The following is a 17,027-nucleotide window of genomic DNA, read 5'->3' on the forward strand; positions in this document are numbered from 1 at the left end:
TACGGCAGCCGGTAGGCTCCGTGACGGCCGCCGGCGCGCCCGGTGCGCGGGCGCGGGTGGCGCTCCGGCGGCGGCGCGCGCGGCCCGGTGCCGGGCCGCGGGCATCATTGACGATGGAACGACCGCTCACGGCGCCACGACCGGCGACCCGTGGGGTACGGGCTGAGGAGGACGACGGTGGAGGAAAACGTACGGACCGGGCGCTGCGTGGTCGCTGTGGACGGGCCGTCCGGTTCGGGTAAGTCCACCGTCTCGCGGCGGCTCGCCGCCGGCCTCGGTGCCCGCTATCTGGACACCGGGGCGATGTACCGGGCGATCACCTGGGCGGTGCTGCGCTCCGGGGTCGACCTGGCCGACGCCGAGTCGGTGGCCAAGGTCGCCGGCGAGGTGGACCTGCGCATCGGCACCGACCCCCAGGGCTACGGCGTGACCGCCGACGGGGTCAACGTGGACGTCGAGATCCGTGGCCCCGAGGTGACCGCGGCGGTCTCCGCCGTCGCCGCCGTGCCGGCGGTGCGGGCGCTGCTCGTCGCCCGGCAGCGGGAGATGATCGCCAACCACGGCCGGATCGTGGTCGAGGGCCGCGACATCGGCTCGGTGGTGGCGCCGGAGGCCGACCTGAAGGTCTACCTGACCGCCTCCGAGGCGGCCCGGGCGGCCCGGCGCAGCGCCGAGGACGCCGCCGACGTGGCGGCCACCGCCGCCGACCTGGCCCGCCGGGACCGGCTCGACTCCACCCGGAAGGTGAACCCGTTGCAGCAGGCCCCGGACGCGGTCGTGCTGGACACCACCGAGCTGGGCATCGACGAGGTCGTGGCGCGGCTGCGCGAGCTGCTCACCGAGCGGGGAGTGGCGTGACCGAGAGCGACGGTTGGGTAGAGCTGCGGGAACCGGACCTCGACGCCGAGGAGCAGCCCGGTCCGCAGCCGGTGGTGGCCGTGGTCGGCCGTCCCAACGTGGGCAAGTCGACCCTGGTGAACCGGATCATCGGCCGCCGGCAGGCGGTCGTCGAGGACGTGCCCGGGGTGACCCGTGACCGGGTCCCGTACGACGCGCAGTGGGCCGGCCGGCAGTTCACCGTGGTGGACACCGGCGGTTGGGAGCCGGACGCCCGGGACCGGGCGGCCGCGATCGCGGCGCAGGCCGAGGCGGCGGTGGCCACCGCGGACGTGGTGCTCTTCGTGGTCGACGCGGTGGTGGGCTCCACCGACGTGGACGAGGCGGCGGTGCGGATGCTGCGGCGCAGCGCCAAGCCGGTGATCCTGGTGGCGAACAAGGCGGACAACACCGCCATCGAGATGGAGGCCACCTCGCTCTGGTCGCTCGGCCTGGGTGAGCCGCACGCGGTGTCGGCGCTGCACGGCCGCGGCTCCGGCGAACTGCTGGACGCGATCATGGACGCGCTGCCGGAGGCCCCGAAGATCGTGGAGCACCTGCCCCGCGGCCCGCGCCGGGTGGCGCTGGTCGGCCGGCCGAACGTGGGCAAGTCCAGCCTGCTCAACCGCTTCTCGGGCGAGGAGCGGGCGGTGGTCGACGCGGTCGCCGGGACCACCGTGGACCCGGTGGACAGCCTGGTCGAGATCGGCGGGGAGACCTGGCAGCTGGTGGACACCGCCGGGCTGCGCAAGCGGGTCGGCAAGGCCAGCGGCACCGAGTACTACGCCAGCCTGCGCACCGCCTCGGCGATCGAGGCGGCCGAGGTGGCGGTGGTGCTGCTCGACGCCAGCGAGGTGATCAGCGAGCAGGACCAGCGGATCCTGTCCATGGTCACCGACGCCGGCCGGGCGCTGGTGATCGCCTTCAACAAGTGGGACATGGTCGACGCCGACCGCCGGTACTACCTGGACAAGGAGATCGAGCGCGAACTGCGCCGCATCCCGTGGGCGGTCCGGCTCAACCTGTCGGCCAAGACCGGCCGGGCGGTCGACAAGCTCGCCCCCGCGCTGCGCAAGGCGCTGGCCAGCTGGGAGACCCGGATCCCGACCGCGCAGCTCAACGCGTGGCTGACCGCTCTGGTCCAGGCCACCCCGCACCCGGTGCGCGGCGGGCGGGCGCCGAAGATCCTCTTCGCCACCCAGGCGGGTGTGGCCCCGCCGCGGTTCGTGCTCTTCACCACTGGTCCCCTGGACGCCGGCTACCAGCGCTTCGTCGAGCGCAAGCTCCGCGAGGAGTTCGGCTTCGAGGGCAGCCCGATCGAGATTTCCGTACGCCCGCGCAAGAAGCTCGGCCCCGGCGGCCGCGGCAAGGCGCACGGCTGACGTTAGCGTTCCCGGGTCCGTGACGGCCGGAGCCTCCGGCGGCCCCTGACATCTCCCGGCCGCGGCGGCTTCGGGTCGTGCCGCTGCCGGCCGCCGGTCTGTCCCGCGAGGGCGATACCGCAGAGTCATCACGATGACTCTGCGGTATTGCCGCTCCCGGGCGAACCCCGCGCGGCTCCGTAGGCACCGCACGCGTCGCGCCCGAACGGCAGCTACCGACCCTCCCTATCCTCCTAGGAAGCTCTAGCGGTGGTGCGGCGCACGACGCCTCCGTGAGCCGGGAGGGGCGTGTGCGGGAGGCGGGAAGATCTGCGCTAAGCTGTACCGGCTGTCGCGGGGGGAACCGCGCGGGAGCATCGGGACGTGGCGCAGCTTGGTAGCGCACTTGACTGGGGGTCAAGGGGTCGTCGGTTCGAATCCGGCCGTCCCGACAAGAGGAAAGCCCTGACCAGCGGAAACGCGGTCAGGGCTTCGACTTTCTTCTATGAGGGTTTTGAACCGCCCCCCCGAACCCCCCCGTTTACCGGATACGGCCAACACGTTTGTCATCGCTGTGCATCGTTGTGTGCTGGGGATGTGGGTGCTCCATCCGGCACAAGATGGCGCACCACACGTTGACGGCAGTGGCGATGAGTGGCCGCTGGATGAGGTGAACCGACCACGCGGGCACGAGGACGCCTGGCTGCGGATCCCGCCGGCGGAGGTGGAGGCCGGGCAGTTGTCCGCGGGTTGGACGGGTGAGCTGGCGCCCTGGCGAAAGCTTGGGCCGGCGCCGCGAAACTACGCCGCGGCCTGTCCTGCCGATCGTGGAAGGGGGCGGAGCCGACGCCGTCCTCGCCTGCGTCCCTTGGCTCTAGCCGTTGGCGCGATCGGAGAGGCGGTGCAGGGCCGTTGCCGTGGTGGGGAAGGCGAGTCGCAGGGTTTGTGCGGTGAGTCGGATGCCCCACCAGGTGAGTGCGATGAGGTAGCCGATGGTCAGGGCGGTGGTGGTGTCGTGGGTGAAGACGAGTGCGTAGCCGATGGCCAGGCCGGGTGCGGTGATGGTGCGGATGGTGCGGCTTCGGCTGGCGGTCAGGGCGGTGGCCACGCCGACGAGTGCTGCTCCGGCGCTGCCGGCGAGGCCGGGCATGCCGGTCAGGTCGACGGGGGTGGTGAGGGTCAGTGCTGCCCGCATGAGGAAGATTCCGGCGGTGGCGATGGCCACGTGGGTGATGGCTGGGCGGGTCAGCGCCAGCCAGGCCGGCAGGGCGTCGGTGGGGATCCGGGGCGCGATGGTGGCGATGACAGCGGCGCAGGCGGCCAGTGGTAGGGCGCCGCCGAGGGTCCACTTCAGGTACGGGGTGTAGTCGTAATGGACCGCGGTGCCGGTGGCGAGGCCGTAAAGGGCTGCGGCGACGGCGCCGCCGACGGCGGCGGTGAAGTATCCGCGGCGGATGAGGCTGCCTGTTGCCGGTTCGGGCGTTGATGGCGTGGGGGGTCCAGCGAGCCAGGTGGTGGGGGCGAGATGCGCGACGGCGAATGCGGTCAGCATCGCGAGCGCGCCGGCGGTGCCCAGTTGCGGTAATGAGGTGCGCACACCGACGACTCGGAGCTGGACGGTGGTGATGTACGCGGTGAGAACCGCCTGAAGCAGGAGCGTGAGAGAGCAGGCTCCGATGATGAGGGCGCTGGTGAGGTCGCTGATGCGGAGCCGGACGCGGGGTAGCCGTGCGGACGCGGCACGGGGCGTCGGCCGGTGGGTGGCGGTGAGGTGCAGGGCCCCGTCGGCGAGGGCATGGGACTGGTCGATGAGAGTCGGCACGGTGCCGGTAGCTGCGGCGAGGTGGTCCGCCAGCGCCGGCAGACCGTGAGCTGGCCTCAACACGACGCCGGCGAGGTGCTGCTTGTCGACATCGGCCGCCTCCAGGAGCTCGCCGACTGCGTCGGGTACCTGATCGAGGAGGGGCTGCGCGGCGATCGAGACGTCGTCGCGGGTGATGACCGCGGGCTGGCGGGGCGCGGGCAGCAGGACCGGTGCCCGATCCTGTGTGGCAAGCAGATGCCGTGCGGTGCGGACGGCCTCCAAGAGGGCGACACGTCCGTCTGCTGCGGCGTCGCCGGGCTGGCTGATCGCCGCTCGCAGCGGGTCGTTGTCAGCGGTTGCCGTCTGAACGACGCGGCGGGTGATGAGGTCGTCGAGGTCGTGGGCAAGCTCGATCTGCTGCGTCGCCAGTTCGCGGTAGCCGTCGGCGACCGTCTGGAGGATGGTGAGGGCCGGGGGATGGCGGTCGGCCTGGCAGACGAGAAGGCACGAGGCTTCGGGCGCGGTGAGACCGAGCGTCTGGGCGTAGGCGGCCAGGGCGGCGGGCGCGGTGACCAGGGCGGGAGACGGTAGCCCGGATCGTGTGGCCGCTTCGGCTAGCTGTCCCCGACGGCGTGGCCCCCAGCTCGCTGGAATGGTTACGGTGAGCTCGGTGATTGGCTCGCTGACGTGGTGGGCAGCGTGGTGGGCGATGTGCTGCAGCATGGTGGCGAGCAGACCCACGGTGTCGAGGGGATCGGCTGTATCGGCGGGCTGCGTGGGCTTGCCGAGGAGGTCGGTCGGGTTGTCGACGAGACGGTGGTCCGCCGGCAGGGACCTCACGGCCGCCGTGTCGAGGCCGACGTAGACCTGACCTGTAGGACCTATGACGACGCCGGGTGGCATGACGAGTCGACCGTCGATGAGAACGGGAACCCGTACGCTCTGCCAACTGACCGTCGCGGCGATGGCCGACGAACTGAGATCCACGGACAACCTGACGCCCCCGCTTGGCATGAGGCGCAGTCTCGCCCGCCGGGGCGAGCAGCTTCAATTCCGTCCCCCTTCGAGTGATCGTTTGTGTGCGGATGGTGAGAATCCTTCTCGCCGGGATAGCTGGACATACCGAAGATCGTGTATGCGGGACGAGGACCCAATCGTGGAGGAGGGACAGGTGCCGCATACGCCCCCGGACAGAGGCGACAGACTCGCCGAGTACGGCGCGCGAGCCACCATCCACCCTCCGCACGACCCGCACCGGCGCGCTGTGCCGCTGTCGCGTTCCCTGGCCAGCGCCATGCGGACTGTCCTCAGTACCGGCATCTTCCTGGCCGCGGTACCGGCACTGCTGTGGATGGCCGGCGGGAACCCCCTGCGGCGGCTGCCACCCTGGCCGGAGATCCCTGACTGGTTCGCGCGCTCCAGCGGCCGATTCACCCCAGCTGTCCTCACCGGCGTCGCATTGTGGGCCCTGTGGCTGCTGTGGGGCGTGTTCGCGCTGCTCCTGCTCGCCGATATCCTCGCTGCGGTGACCCGGTGGCGCATCCCCGCGCTCAGGCTCCCGGCCCCGCTTCACCGGCTCGTCTTCGGCTTAGCCGGTACCGCCGCGATCGCTGTCACCTCCGCCGGCTCCCTCGACCACACGGCGAACCGCGATCAGCCGACCACGCCCATCGCCGCCACCGACCACGCCGACATTCCCCGGCAAGCCACCGCCCGCGGGCCCGCCATCATCCAGGTGGCCAACGAGCGCTACCTCTACACCGTTGAGCGACACGACACCCTGTCCAAAATCGCCAGCGAATGGCTTGGCGACGCGAACCGATGGCCGGAGATCTGCCGCCTGAACAAGCACCGCCACTTCCCCGGCATCGGCGGCACCCTGCGCGACTGCGATCTCATCTATCCCGGCTGGGAACTTCGCCTACCCCCCGACGCTCACCCTCCGACGGCCGCCGAACCCCCGCGACCACCCAAGCCGCCGGCCGACCGGCCGATCACACCGCCCTCATCGCCGAGCGTCGCCCCGGAGCCGACCGATCCCGCGGTGCCGCCACCGACGGCCACGCAGCCTTCGGCAGCCCCGAGCAGCGCCTCGGCAGTGTCACCGGCCTCCTCGCCGACGACCACCAGCCCCATCCCACTGCCAGCCTCACCGACCGCCACCGACACACCCCATCTGATGCCGAGGACGGATGGACACGGTCTCCAGCTGTCACCCTCCACCTGGCTGCCGTGGTCACTCGCTGCCGCGATCAGCGCCGCCGCGGCAATGGTCTGGCTCCAACGCCGCCGTCGCTACACCGGCGACCCCGACGAGGACCCGCCAACCGAGCTACCCACACCGGTGGTCCAGATCCGCCGCGCCCTGGCCGCCCAACAACCCACCGAACCGAACCACGGCAACGACGGCAGCGAGCCACCCGCCCATGTACCCGAACTCGCGTCGTTGCCGCCCGGCGCAACCGGCATCATCGGCCACGGCAGCCACGCCGCCGCCCGCGCCGCCCTCGTCACAGTCCTGGCCACCGGCGGCCCGCACCACCCCGACACCCGCGGGGAAGTCGTGATCGACGCCACCACCCTCATCGCACTCCTTGGCCCCGACGCGACAGCCCTCCAACCATGGCCGCGGCTACATGTCGCCCACGGGGTCGATGACGCGCTCACGGCGATCGAGGCCCGGCTACTGCACCGCAGCCGCATCCTCGACGAGCACACCCTGACAGACCTGGACGACCTGCGCCGGCAAGCCCCCGACGAGGAAGCGCTGCCACCGATCATGCTCATCACCCAGACACCGCCCCCCGGTGCGCAGATGCGCGCGAAGACCGCCCTTACCCTCGGCACCGACCTCGGCGTGTCCGCCCTCCTGCTCGGTGAGTGGAACCATGGCGTCACCGTCAACGTCACCCCGCACGGCCACACCACACTCGCATCCGGGCCGGCGACGGAGCCCATCCCACCACGCCTGCCCGTGCTCGACGCCACCACCGCGATCCAGATCCTCAACACCCTGCGGGAGGCGCAGACCGGCGAACGAAGCGCTCTCGCGTCATCCCAGGAATCCCACGCGGCCGTGCCACTACAGCGAAGCCGGAACGGCACCGACCCGTCCGGACAGCACACACCGCCCGCCTCACCTGCCCAGACCACCGCCCACGGCAAGGCACGACTGCGGGTGCTCGGGCCTCCGCGGATCGAAGACATCAGTCAGCCCGGCCGGCCACTGCGCGCCAAAGCCCTCGAACTCGCCGTGTTCCTCGCCTGCCACCCCCACGGAGTCACCACCCGCGAGATCGGTGAATACCTCGAACCCGACGCCCGCATCAGCCAAGCCGACCAACGCGTGCACACCAACGCGAGCAACCTACGACACGTACTCGGCCGAGCCAGCACCCCCGCCGCGAAAAACGCCTACGTCGTTAAGAGCGCCGGACGCTACCGCCTCGACCCAACCACCGTTGACGTCGACGTCTGGACCCTCCGCGACTTGCTGCGCACGGCCACCATCGCCGCCGGCCCTCGCCGCCGCGAACTGCTCACCGCTGCATGCGAGCTCTACACAGCGCCACTGGCAGACGGCCAAGACTACGAATGGCTCCAGCCGCACCGGGAAACCGTGCGCCGGTGGGGCATCGAAGCCCACCTGCTGCTGGCAGACGACCTCGTCGACACTGACCCACAGGGCGCATCCGACTTACTCGACAAGGCCATCGGGCTGGACCGCTACAACGAAGCCCTCTACACACGCGCCATGCACGTCCGCCACGCCCTCGGCGACGCCGACGGCATCCGCACCCTCCTGCGTGCCCTGACCAAAGCCTTGGCCGACCTCGACGCCGAACCCCAGGAAGCAACCATCACACTCGCCAGCCGGCTTCGGAGCAACCCTGCCAGGAAGTGAGCACCACTGCCTCCGGCGCGGAGCCAGTCACAGGCTGACACGATTTCGGAGGGACGGGCAGAGACCAACAGCGGCGGACTGCCATGACCGCGGTGGGCGGCCCGCGGGGCCGCCACTCGCTAGGGCGGGCGGGCGGCGCACCGACGGCCTGCCACAGCTCGGTATCCGGATCTGCCGAGGACCGCGCGTCGTAGTTACGGCGAATCGAGGCCAGCGAAGATGTCCTCGCCGGGCCGCCAAACCCCGATCAGCGGGCATATAGGGTCATACACCTGCAACTGTGCGATCTCCGGTCCATCTAGGTCCGATGGCTTGGGATTGGTGACAATTTCACCCGAGGCGAAGCGGATCACCAGACCACACTCTGGCGACTCCGATACGGCGGTGACTTCCTGCGAGATGAACGCACAGAGCGCATCCCGATAGCCTGGCTCACCGAACTCGAGGGCGGTGTTGCCGATGGTCACAGCTGGCCAGACGTAGGCGGTAAATCGTGCGTTGCCAAAGTCGAGCTGCAGGTAGTCCCTGACGAAGACGACCGATTCAAGCTGCTCCTCGACCAGCACGTCGAGCCGGAACTTTGTCACGCCTAGATCGTCTCACGGCGCCCACGCCACCATCCGCACATGCCGCGATCCGCTCGCCGCGATTCTGGCATTGCGACTGAGCGCCGAGCGAAATCGGGGCCGCGAACGTACGCCGGTTACTGGGCAACGATGCGGCGAATTGCTGCGATCTGGGTGATCCAACGGCTCAGCCGAGTGATCTTGACGACGTCGCCGGTCTTCGGGGCTTGGATGATGAGCCCTTCGCCGAGGTACATGCCGATGTGGCGCGGGTTGGTCATGGTGCCTTCGCTGCCGGGGATGAGGATGAGGTCGCCGGGCAGCACGAGCGCTGGTTCGGCCACCGGTTTCCCGGCGTTGGTCTGGTCGGTGGTGACGCGGGGGATGGAGATGCCGGCTGCCCGGTACGCCGACTGCATGAGGGAGGAGCAGTCGCACTGTTTGTCGGGGTCGCCGGAGTGGGGGTCGGTGCATGATCCGCCGAAGTGATACGGGGTGCCGAGTTGGTTGACAGCCCAGAAAATGGCGGTTGCCACGGCTGGCGGGGTGTTGGCGGGTAACGCATACCCGTCCGGGAGGGCGGCGATCGCATCGGTGGTGCAGTCCGGGGAAGTGCTGGTTAGCTGGTCCACCAGGTGCAGGGCGTCGTCAGTCCACTTCGCGTACGCGTCGGGGAAGGCCGAGACCTGGACCGCTTGGGCAGCCTGGGCGAGCGGCATCGACTCCCAGCCGGGAACGGTGAGGAGCTTGTCGAAGAACGTGCCCGCCTGGTAGGCGGGCTCGGACAGTTGCGTAACGGTTCCCCAGCCCTGGCTCGGGCGCTGCTGGAACACGCCGATGGAGTCGTGGTCGTTGCGGTCGCCGAGGTGTGGCAGGTTCCGCAGGCCGGATTCCTGCATGGCGGTGGCAACGGCGACGACCCAGCCCCAGCGGGGTACACCTTTAGTGACCCCGACGTCGATGATGGTGGCGGCGATTTCCAGCTGTTCGGTGTCCCAGGTTCTGGCGCCAGGTGGCTGTTCGGAGGGGCGTATGGCGGGCGGGGCGGGGATTCCGCACCCGCTGGAGCCGCCGCCCATGACGGCCGACAGCAGGAGCATGGGCAGTCCGAAGCAGGCGACGATGACGACGGTGACGACGCCGATGATGACTTTGGTCATGTGGTGGTTACCTTCCGTTGATAACAGAAAAGGCCGGATGTCCGTGCGGTGCGGCCGGCAGGGGTACAGCGGTGCTGCGGGTTACCGGCGGTGGATGAGCGGCAGCAGCCTCGCGGGGTGTCGGGGAGGAAGCCGGCGATTGGTCGGCGGCTCGAACAGCGGGTGGCCGGCGTCGACCGGGTGGCGTAGCGCCAGTCCGGTTGGTTGGTCTTCAGGCCGGGCACGTGCCAGGGCGTCCCGTAGTCGTCGAGGACCAGGGTGCCGTTGATTCTGTGGGGCGAGCAGAGTTATGGGCTGGCGGGCGTAGGTGGCCAGGCAGTGACAGCCCGGGTCGTTGTGGACCGAGCGCGGCTGGCCACGGTGGGTTGGGCAGCGGCAGTCGCGGTCGCGCTCGACGGCGCTGCCGTAGTGCGACATCGCTGTCTCCTCGGGTGAAGGCACAAGGGCCGTGGGCCGCCCGTGTGGGCGGCCCACCGTGGATGGGTCGGGTCACGTGATGGGTGTGTGGAGTACGTGGGCGGCTTGGCGTAGCAGGTGCTCGATAACGCGGCTGGCGTTGTAGAAGTCGTGGCGGCTGTCGATTTCTGCGGCGCTTGCCCAGTCCCAGGTGCCGTTGGCCATGGCGGGGACGTGCCAGAGGTCGCCGCCGTGGTCGAGGAAGAGTGCGCAGCCCCACGGGTCGGCCAGCAGGGTGAGGGGCTGGGTGGCGCAGGTGATGGTGCAGGCGCAGTCGGGCTCGGTGTAGATGGCGCGCGGCAGGTGGTGGTGGACGAGGCAGCGGCAGTCACAGACCCTCTGCCACGGTTGCGTGTAGGCCATGGGGTTCTCCCGAAAGTGGATGCGCCTACGCCTCGGCCGCCGTGCGCGGTGGCCGGCGGCCGAGGCGTACGCGGTAAGAGGTGGTGTCAAGGCCGCCGTTCAGGCCGGCGGCGCGATGGAGGTCCGGCCGGGTCCGAGGAGCCTGTTGTCCTGGATCTGGCGGGTTTCTTCGACGGTGAGCAGGTAGGCGGGTAACCTCGGCACGTGCTCGCGCCAGGCGCGGTAGAGCCGGTGTGTGCCGTCGATGAGCAGCGGGCTGGGTGGGTGCCCGGTGACGTCGAGGTGGGCGACGACCAGGGGCTTGGCCAAGTCGGTGGTCATCGCGTAGGCGCGGTTGAGGCCGGTGCTGGTCGGGCCGATGAGGCTGACAGTTCGCGGGTCGTCGAGATGGGTCAGGCCGTAGGCGGTAGCCCAGGTCATGACGTCGAGGGACCGGGTGTCGCGGGGCGTGGTGGCGATCAGCGCTTCGGCGGCGTCGATGGAGAACACCCACGGGCCGAAGTGGAACCACTGGGGTTGTCGAAGGCCGGTCACTGGCGACCCCCGTCCCTGGTAAGGCGGGTGTAGATCGCGACGCAGCGGAGGATCAGCTCGTGTGACGGTAGGGCCAGCAGCCGCTGTCGCTGGTTGTCGGCGAGCCGGTCCCAGATCAGGACCGTGACGGCGGCCGACCACACGTCCACGAGAGCCCCGTCGATCTTGGCGTACTGAGGGTCGGCGACGATGCGCCGCAGCGTGGCGATGAGCGTGGCGTCTCCTGGCGGGTGGTTGGCGTCGTCGGGGCGTTGAGCTTCCGGGAGCAGGCTGTAGCAGTCCTCGCAGGTGTAGGTGCTGCGCGGCGGTTCCTCGGTCTCCCACCGCCGAACGTCGGCGGCGCGCACCCCGCACACCGCCTGCTGCAGGTTCCGGGGGTGACGGATGTGGGCGCTCATCGGCTGTCCGTCTGGTCTGATCCCCACAAAGCTGTGCTGTGCCATGGGGCGTGTCCCTTCCCTTTGCGGGCCGGGGCGGCGGCACGGTGACCGCCGCCCCGGGGGCGTGAACGAGGGGTGGTCAGACCTTGAGCAGGTCGAAGGCGGCGAGCTTCAGGTCGCCGACATTGCCGGTGAGCACCCGGGTGGCGCGGGCGGTGGCGTCCTTCGCGGGCTGGTAGTGGTCGAGGTATTCGGTGATGGCCTGGTATCCGGCCCACCGGCTGCCGGTGATGGGTTTGAGGGTGTCGGCCTCGCGGATCAGGTACTTGAGGGTGCCAAGCCGCTGTTTGGCGTTGTTCTTGGTCTGCTCGGAGGCGTTGTCCTTGACCGGCCACACCTGCGCCACCACGTTCTCGAACTCGCGCATCGTCAGCTCGGTCTGCAGCATCCGCTCGGCGGCCTTCTCGAAGGTCTCCATGTACCGCCACATCAGGCCCAGGGCTTCACGGGCCTGGCTGATCTGGGAGTTGACATTGGAGGTGTGCCGGAAGGTGTAGTGCCCGATCGCATGCCGGAACGCGGCGCGTTGAGTGTTGGCACACACGACCCGGATCGGGCTGGCGTCCACCCGCAGGGCGGCGGTGCCGTCGTGCGAGGTGGTGCCGATCAGGTAGAGGTCCATGCGGTCCACCCCGGCGATCTCCATCGCGTCCGGGAGCTTCATGGTCACGAACACGCTCTTGCCGCGGCGCAGGCTGCCCGCGGTTTCGAAGTGGGCGCCGCCCACCTGATCGACGAGGCGATCCAGCAGTTCGGCGCACTGCTCGTTCTGGACCACGGTGTAGTCGGTGCCGACGATGCCCAGATACTCGGTGTGGCCGGTGACCGGGTTGCGGCGCACGGTCATCCGCTTGTCATCGGCCGGGATCTGCACCTCGACCCCGTCGACGACGTCGATGCCGACAGTGCGGATGGTGCGCACGCCCCAGTCGCCGAGGCGGGCGGTGGCCATGATCTCCTCGGCCTTCATCGTGTCCTGGGTGACGGTGCCCAGCTGGTGCCAGGCCGACAGGCGGGCGCTGGCGAAGGCGGTCGTTCCGTCCGCGAACGTCTCGAGTTCGTGCGGCACGGTTGTCTCCTCTCTCGATGTGCCGCGGGGGCCGAGCGCACGGCTCGGCCCCCGCGATGGGCTGGGGATCGTGAGGGTCAGCTGGGCGCATCGGCCTGGGCGGCGTTGCCGCTCTCGGCCTGTGCCGGGTAGGTGAAGGTCAGCGGCGAGTCGGAAACCAGGAGGATGCGGCCGGCGGCGGCGGCCTTGGTGCAGTTGTTGCGCACGGCCCCGCTGCTGACGGTGCGCCCGAGCTGCCCGCCGAGCACGGTGGCGATGTCCTGCGGGGTCATCGCCCGGCCTGGGTTGGCGGCCAGCACGTCGAGGGTGAGCTTCTCCAACTCGCCCCGGCCGAACGGCTGGCTGCCGTCGGCGTTGACGGTCCCGTCGCTGCGCCGGCCCACGCTCCTGGCGACGCCCGCTGCGCGGGTGGGCGTGCGGGTGGGCAGGGTGACGACGTGGGTCTCGCCCTCCGGGCCGACGACATGCAGCGTGCCGTCCGGACGGATCAGCGGCAGCACGGTCGCCGCGGCGCTCGGCGTGGTCGCCAGCCCCCGGATCACCTGGTAGCACAGCGGGCAGCGGGGCGGCTCCGGGTTCGGGTCGACCTCGCTGGCCTTGGTCGGACCCGGGATCCACCGCTCCGGCAGGCCGGGCAGGCGACGCGCCGCGTCGGCCTGCTCCATCGCGGTCAGCAGCCGGGTGGCAGTCGGGTGACCGATGCCGCTCTCGGCCACGATCACGTCGAGCGTCGCGCCGTCGTCGCCGTAGTCGGCCAGGACGCCCTTGATGGCCATGACCTTGCGGTCACCCGGGCGCGTCGGTTGCACCACGGTGACCGTCCGACCCTCGTCGTGCGAGCCCTCATCGCCGGCGTCCTGGAGGGCGTCGTCCTCCGCGTCGTCTCGGTCGGTCTCGGTCTCGCCATCGCCGTCACCATCGGTTCCGGGCTGGTCGGCCTGCACGGTGCCGACGGCGGCCGCCTCGTCGGCCGCGTTGTCGAGGTCCGGGTCAGTGAGGTCGGTTTCGTCCGCGCGTGCCGTGTGCTCGTCGCCGGTGTCGTTCGCGGCGTCGGTGGGCTCTGCCGGGGTCGCCAGGGTCCATCGGGTGGGGGTGCCGTCGGCCGGGTCGGCCCCGGTGTCCACTGCGACGATCACACCGGCGTCGGCCAGGGTCTTGATCGCCTTGTCGGTGGTTGACCGGGCCTTGCCGGAGCGGTCTGCCAGCTCGTGGAGATTGCCCTGACCGAGTTCGGTTAGGGCATCGAGGACAGCCTGCGTGACAGGCGTCAGGGACAGGTTTTCCATGAGGTTCCCCTCCTTAGGAACGTGGGGTTGGGGATGCCCGGCACGGTGTGGTGCCGGGCGGTCGTGTGCCGGGTCGCGGGCAGCGGTCAGCGCGGCAGGCGCGTGAAGCGGTGCGCTGCCGTGCTGGGTGCTGCGGGTTGCGGCCCGGTGGCCTCGGCGGTGTGTGATGAAGCCGAGGGGTCAGTGGCGGGAGCGGTGGGCCCGTCGGCTGCGGACTGCAGGATGAGATGTAGAGCCTGCCCGCGGCGCGACTGCGGTAGGTCCGGCGTCAGTGTGGGACGGGCGTGGCTGTCCGGGGCCGACCGTCAGATCCAGGTCGGCGTCGGACGCACCGACGTGTACGCGGCTGGTCCGGCCGGTGACCTGTTGCTTGCGGCAGGAGTCGGTGTGGGGCAGGGACGCTGTCTGCGGGGGTTGACGTAGCGCCGCCGCAGCATGGGGTCTGCTTCTAGCTGGCGAGGTGCGCGAGTTCGGCCGGGGTGAGCTGGGCGGGGGTGCGGCTGCGCCACGCGTCGGAGTGGCGCAGGTGCCACCAGCGCAGCAGTGACCGGCAGGCCGAGGCGAGGTCGTCACACACGGGCAGCGGGTACGCCATGACGGAGGTGGTCTGGCGATGCTGCGGGTCGATGTACGCAGTCGGCGTCCACCCCTGGTCGGTTTCGGTGATCTCGCCGACCACCCGGTCGGGGTAGGGGATGTCGAAGGCGGTGGCGGCCTCGGCGTCGGGCACCACGTGCCAGGTGCTCGTGTGTTTGCGCCGCAGCGTCGCCACGCCCTGCGACGGGTCGCAGTGTCGCAGGAGCAGGTGCCGCTCATCGCCGTCGCCGATCGTCTGGTGGTTGCGCCAGGCGCGGTAGGTGGTGATGAGCGTGGCCCCGAGGACGGTGTGCCGCTCGCGGGCGGTGAGCGCGTCGGTGAGGGCCTGGTGGTAGCCGGCCGCGTGCAGGTCGGCGCGGACGGCCAGCCCGTGGCGGGCCTTCTCGGCGAGCACACTCACCCGGGCGAGGGCCTGGTCGAGGCTGGTGGTGCTGTCGGTGAAGGCGCGGGCGGTCGTGTGGAGGAGGCGAGCGAGGTCACCGATCGGGTCGAGGGCGGCGGTGTCGTGGCGCCACAGGTGCTCGGGCAGGACGTCGTTGGTGTCGGCGGCGATGCGCCGCAGAGCGGGGTCGGTCAGAAACACCAGGATCTCCTTTTGCAGATGGGCGGGTTGTGGGCATGCCGAAGGCCGGTCGCAGCGGGCTGCGACCGGCCTTCGGGTGAGTCTCGGGCGACGGGTTTAGGAGATGGCGATGGCGCACAGCCGGGCGTCGGAGCCCAGGCTGCGTAGGTAGGCGCATGCCGCGTTGAGGAAGCGGAACCGGTCAGCGACGGAGTCACTGGCGGGAAGGAGCAGTTGGCCGTCGGTGGTGATCAGCGCGTCGCCGATGAGCGCCTTGCGCCAGTAGAGCGCGGCGTAGGTGGTTTCGCCGGCCTGGTAGACCGACAGTTCGTAGGGGTCGAGGGTGTGGGCGAGCATTGCCAGGACGTGGGGCTGTTGCTCGAAGCGCCGGCGGGCCTCGGCGAGGCTGACCTTGGTCGGGTCGGCGTGGTGCTGGGCGAGATAGTGCTCCCAGGGGCGGGCGGGTTTGGTGATGGCGGCGACGTGGGTGTTCCAGGAACGCCACCGCTGGGTGGCGTCCTGGGCAGCCTTGGCGGCGGTGCTGGTCAGGTCGAGGCGGCTCTTGCGGCCGCCGGCGGCGTGAGTGACCGCGCCGAAGCGGCGGGCGGCGTCAAGCAGGAAGTATGCGAACCAGCGGGTGAGCCAGCCGAGCAGGGGGCGGTGGCGGACGTGGTAGCGGCGAGTGGGGGTGCCGTTGGCGTGCAGGAGATCGTTGACCTTTTCCGAGGCGGCGAACCAGTCGGCGTGTTCGCCGGGGGCGAAACAGACGGTGACCACCAGGATGGTGAGCGGCCTGGGATCGGGCATGGTGGGGGGTGCTCCCTTCACGAGGAGGTCGGGCGTGGATGTGCGCGGTGTGTCAGCGGTCGCGACGTCTGTGCCGGGAAACTGCCGTTGAGGGCGCGGGCGTGGATCACGGGCCGACCGCGAGGGGTGGGCTGTCGGTGATCCCGCTGGGCGGGCAGATCCGGGAGGACCAGACGGCGGTGGGGGCGAGCAAGAGGGAAGAAGCTGCACCGTAGCGTCGTCACCTGACAGCACCCGCCGTGTCAGGAATCGGGTTCAAGGCTGTGACCTGCGCCGATGGGATGGCTCGGGTGGCTGTCAGGGTGTGTCAGATGACGAAGATGCCGTCGTCGTCGTAGTTCGGGTTGTCCGCCACGGGTTGGCCGTGGTCGCTGGGCAGCTCGGCGAGCCGGACTCGGCCGGTGGCGCCGACCGGAAGCCAGACTGCCTCGGCGGGGTCGGTGGGATGGGTGGCGGTTGCGACGGGAACCGCGCCGTGCTGGCTGCGCAGGAGCTGGTGCAGGTGTGCCTCGCGGTGTTCGCTGCCGAGCCAGAACAGCACCGGGTAGCGGGGTCCGCCGCGGCGGATCAGCTGCGCGTACCGGTCGAGCTTGGCCACCACCCGGCCGAGGGGTTCGCTGCCGGTGTCGGCTTCCAGGAAGAAGCCCACGGTGGTGTCGGCGACGCTCCAGAGGCCGTGTCCGTCGGCGGTGATGGTTCGGTACTGCTTGGTGGTGATCGTCTCGGACCACCATCGGTCCAGGCGCGCCTCAGGGTGCTGGCGGGCGTGTGCGGTGAGGCGGACGAAGAACTCGTTGGCGGTGAGCAGGTGGGTCAGGTGCGGGTTGGCTGACAGCCGGTGCACGGTTTGGCGGCTTGTCCGCAGGGTGGGCTCCGGACGGTGGTGGGCGGCGGCCTGGAACCGGTGTCCCTGGTGGCCGAGGGTCCAGTGCCACGGGTGGCTGCCGCCTCCGGCGCGGGCGAACCGGAACCGGTCCAGCAGTCCCAGGGTGGACAGCTCGCCGAGCCGGAGCTGGCAGGTGCGGCGGGCGTGGAACAGCATGCGGTGGATTTGGTCGGTGGTGAGGACCCGATGGTCGTCGAGGAGTTGGAGTAGCAGGCGGTCCCGACTGGTGATGTGGGGATAGATGCTCAGCAGGTCCGCAGAGCGCGATGGTGGCATAGGTGGTCACCCCGTGGAGAGAGAGTCCCGTAGGGAGTCTGGATGAGTTGGTTTCGACCTCGGCCGTGTGGCCGGGCGGG

General features: G+C 70.4%; 14 protein-coding genes and 1 tRNA gene. 4 read left to right on the forward strand and 11 right to left on the reverse strand.

Annotated features, from left to right (window positions below):
• The first annotated feature begins 177 nt into the window (after positions 1–177).
• The 3 genes from cmk to SM577_RS19355 all read left to right on the forward strand — a co-directional run bounded on the left by cmk (position 178) and on the right by SM577_RS19355 (position 2,689).
• Positions 178–858 carry a (d)CMP kinase gene (cmk, locus tag SM577_RS19345; protein WP_474587585.1) on the forward strand — a complete coding sequence of 227 codons (681 nt, stop codon included), beginning with the start codon at positions 178–180 and terminating at the stop codon, positions 856–858.
• A complete protein-coding gene (der, locus tag SM577_RS19350) occupies positions 855–2,258 on the forward strand; it encodes a ribosome biogenesis GTPase Der (protein ID WP_474587586.1) in 1,404 nt (467 codons plus the stop codon). The genes cmk and der overlap by 4 nt, the downstream gene beginning before the upstream one ends.
• Before the next feature lie 357 nt (positions 2,259–2,615).
• Positions 2,616–2,689 (forward strand) — tRNA-Pro (locus tag SM577_RS19355).
• A gap of 422 nt (positions 2,690–3,111) precedes the next feature.
• Here SM577_RS19355 and SM577_RS19360 read toward each other — a convergent pair.
• The gene (locus SM577_RS19360) at positions 3,112–5,028 is read right to left on the reverse strand and encodes an Hsp70 family protein (RefSeq protein ID WP_474587587.1); all 1,917 of its coding nucleotides are present in this window, start codon (positions 5,026–5,028) and stop codon (positions 3,112–3,114) included.
• Between the two features lie 169 nt (positions 5,029–5,197).
• Here SM577_RS19360 and SM577_RS19365 point away from each other — a divergent pair, with 169 nt between their 5' ends.
• Positions 5,198–7,945 carry a transcriptional regulator gene (locus tag SM577_RS19365; protein ID WP_474587588.1) on the forward strand — a complete coding sequence of 916 codons (2,748 nt, stop codon included), beginning with the start codon at positions 5,198–5,200 and terminating at the stop codon, positions 7,943–7,945.
• 194 nt (positions 7,946–8,139) lie between these two features.
• Here the strand turns inward: SM577_RS19365 and SM577_RS19370 are convergent, their stop codons facing one another.
• The 10 genes from SM577_RS19370 to SM577_RS19415 all read right to left on the reverse strand — a co-directional run bounded on the left by SM577_RS19370 (position 8,140) and on the right by SM577_RS19415 (position 16,947).
• The gene (locus SM577_RS19370; RefSeq protein WP_474587589.1) at positions 8,140–8,532 is read right to left on the reverse strand and encodes a hypothetical protein; all 393 of its coding nucleotides are present in this window, start codon (positions 8,530–8,532) and stop codon (positions 8,140–8,142) included.
• A gap of 116 nt (positions 8,533–8,648) precedes the next feature.
• Positions 8,649–9,671 (reverse strand): C40 family peptidase, encoded by a 1,023-nt coding sequence (locus SM577_RS19375; RefSeq protein WP_474587590.1) that lies wholly within the window; start codon positions 9,669–9,671, stop codon positions 8,649–8,651.
• Positions 9,672–10,160: 489 nt separating this feature from the next.
• On the reverse strand, positions 10,161–10,490 hold the full coding sequence (locus tag SM577_RS19380; RefSeq protein ID WP_474587591.1) for a hypothetical protein: 330 nt from the start codon (positions 10,488–10,490) through the stop codon (positions 10,161–10,163).
• 99 nt (positions 10,491–10,589) lie between these two features.
• The gene (locus SM577_RS19385) at positions 10,590–11,024 is read right to left on the reverse strand and encodes a hypothetical protein (RefSeq protein WP_474587592.1); all 435 of its coding nucleotides are present in this window, start codon (positions 11,022–11,024) and stop codon (positions 10,590–10,592) included.
• Positions 11,021–11,422, reverse strand: a complete 402-nt coding sequence (locus tag SM577_RS19390; RefSeq protein WP_474587593.1) for a hypothetical protein — start codon at positions 11,420–11,422, stop codon at positions 11,021–11,023. The genes SM577_RS19385 and SM577_RS19390 overlap by 4 nt, the downstream gene beginning before the upstream one ends.
• 121 nt (positions 11,423–11,543) lie before the next feature.
• Entirely contained in the window at positions 11,544–12,533 is a 990-nt protein-coding gene (locus SM577_RS19395) for a DUF932 domain-containing protein (RefSeq protein ID WP_474587594.1), read from the reverse strand.
• Between the two features lie 77 nt (positions 12,534–12,610).
• Positions 12,611–13,819, reverse strand: a complete 1,209-nt coding sequence (locus SM577_RS19400; RefSeq protein WP_474587595.1) for a helix-turn-helix domain-containing protein — start codon at positions 13,817–13,819, stop codon at positions 12,611–12,613.
• A 448-nt stretch (positions 13,820–14,267) separates the two neighbouring features.
• Positions 14,268–14,999 carry a hypothetical protein gene (locus SM577_RS19405; RefSeq protein ID WP_474587596.1) on the reverse strand — a complete coding sequence of 244 codons (732 nt, stop codon included), beginning with the start codon at positions 14,997–14,999 and terminating at the stop codon, positions 14,268–14,270.
• 96 nt (positions 15,000–15,095) lie between these two features.
• Positions 15,096–15,785 carry a hypothetical protein gene (locus tag SM577_RS19410; protein ID WP_474587597.1) on the reverse strand — a complete coding sequence of 230 codons (690 nt, stop codon included), beginning with the start codon at positions 15,783–15,785 and terminating at the stop codon, positions 15,096–15,098.
• Positions 15,786–16,092: 307 nt separating this feature from the next.
• Positions 16,093–16,947, reverse strand: coding sequence for a replication-relaxation family protein (locus tag SM577_RS19415; protein WP_474587598.1), 855 nt, complete (start codon positions 16,945–16,947; stop codon positions 16,093–16,095).
• Positions 16,948–17,027 lie beyond the last annotated feature (80 nt).

This window comes from Micromonospora desertarenae, from assembly GCF_056150265.1.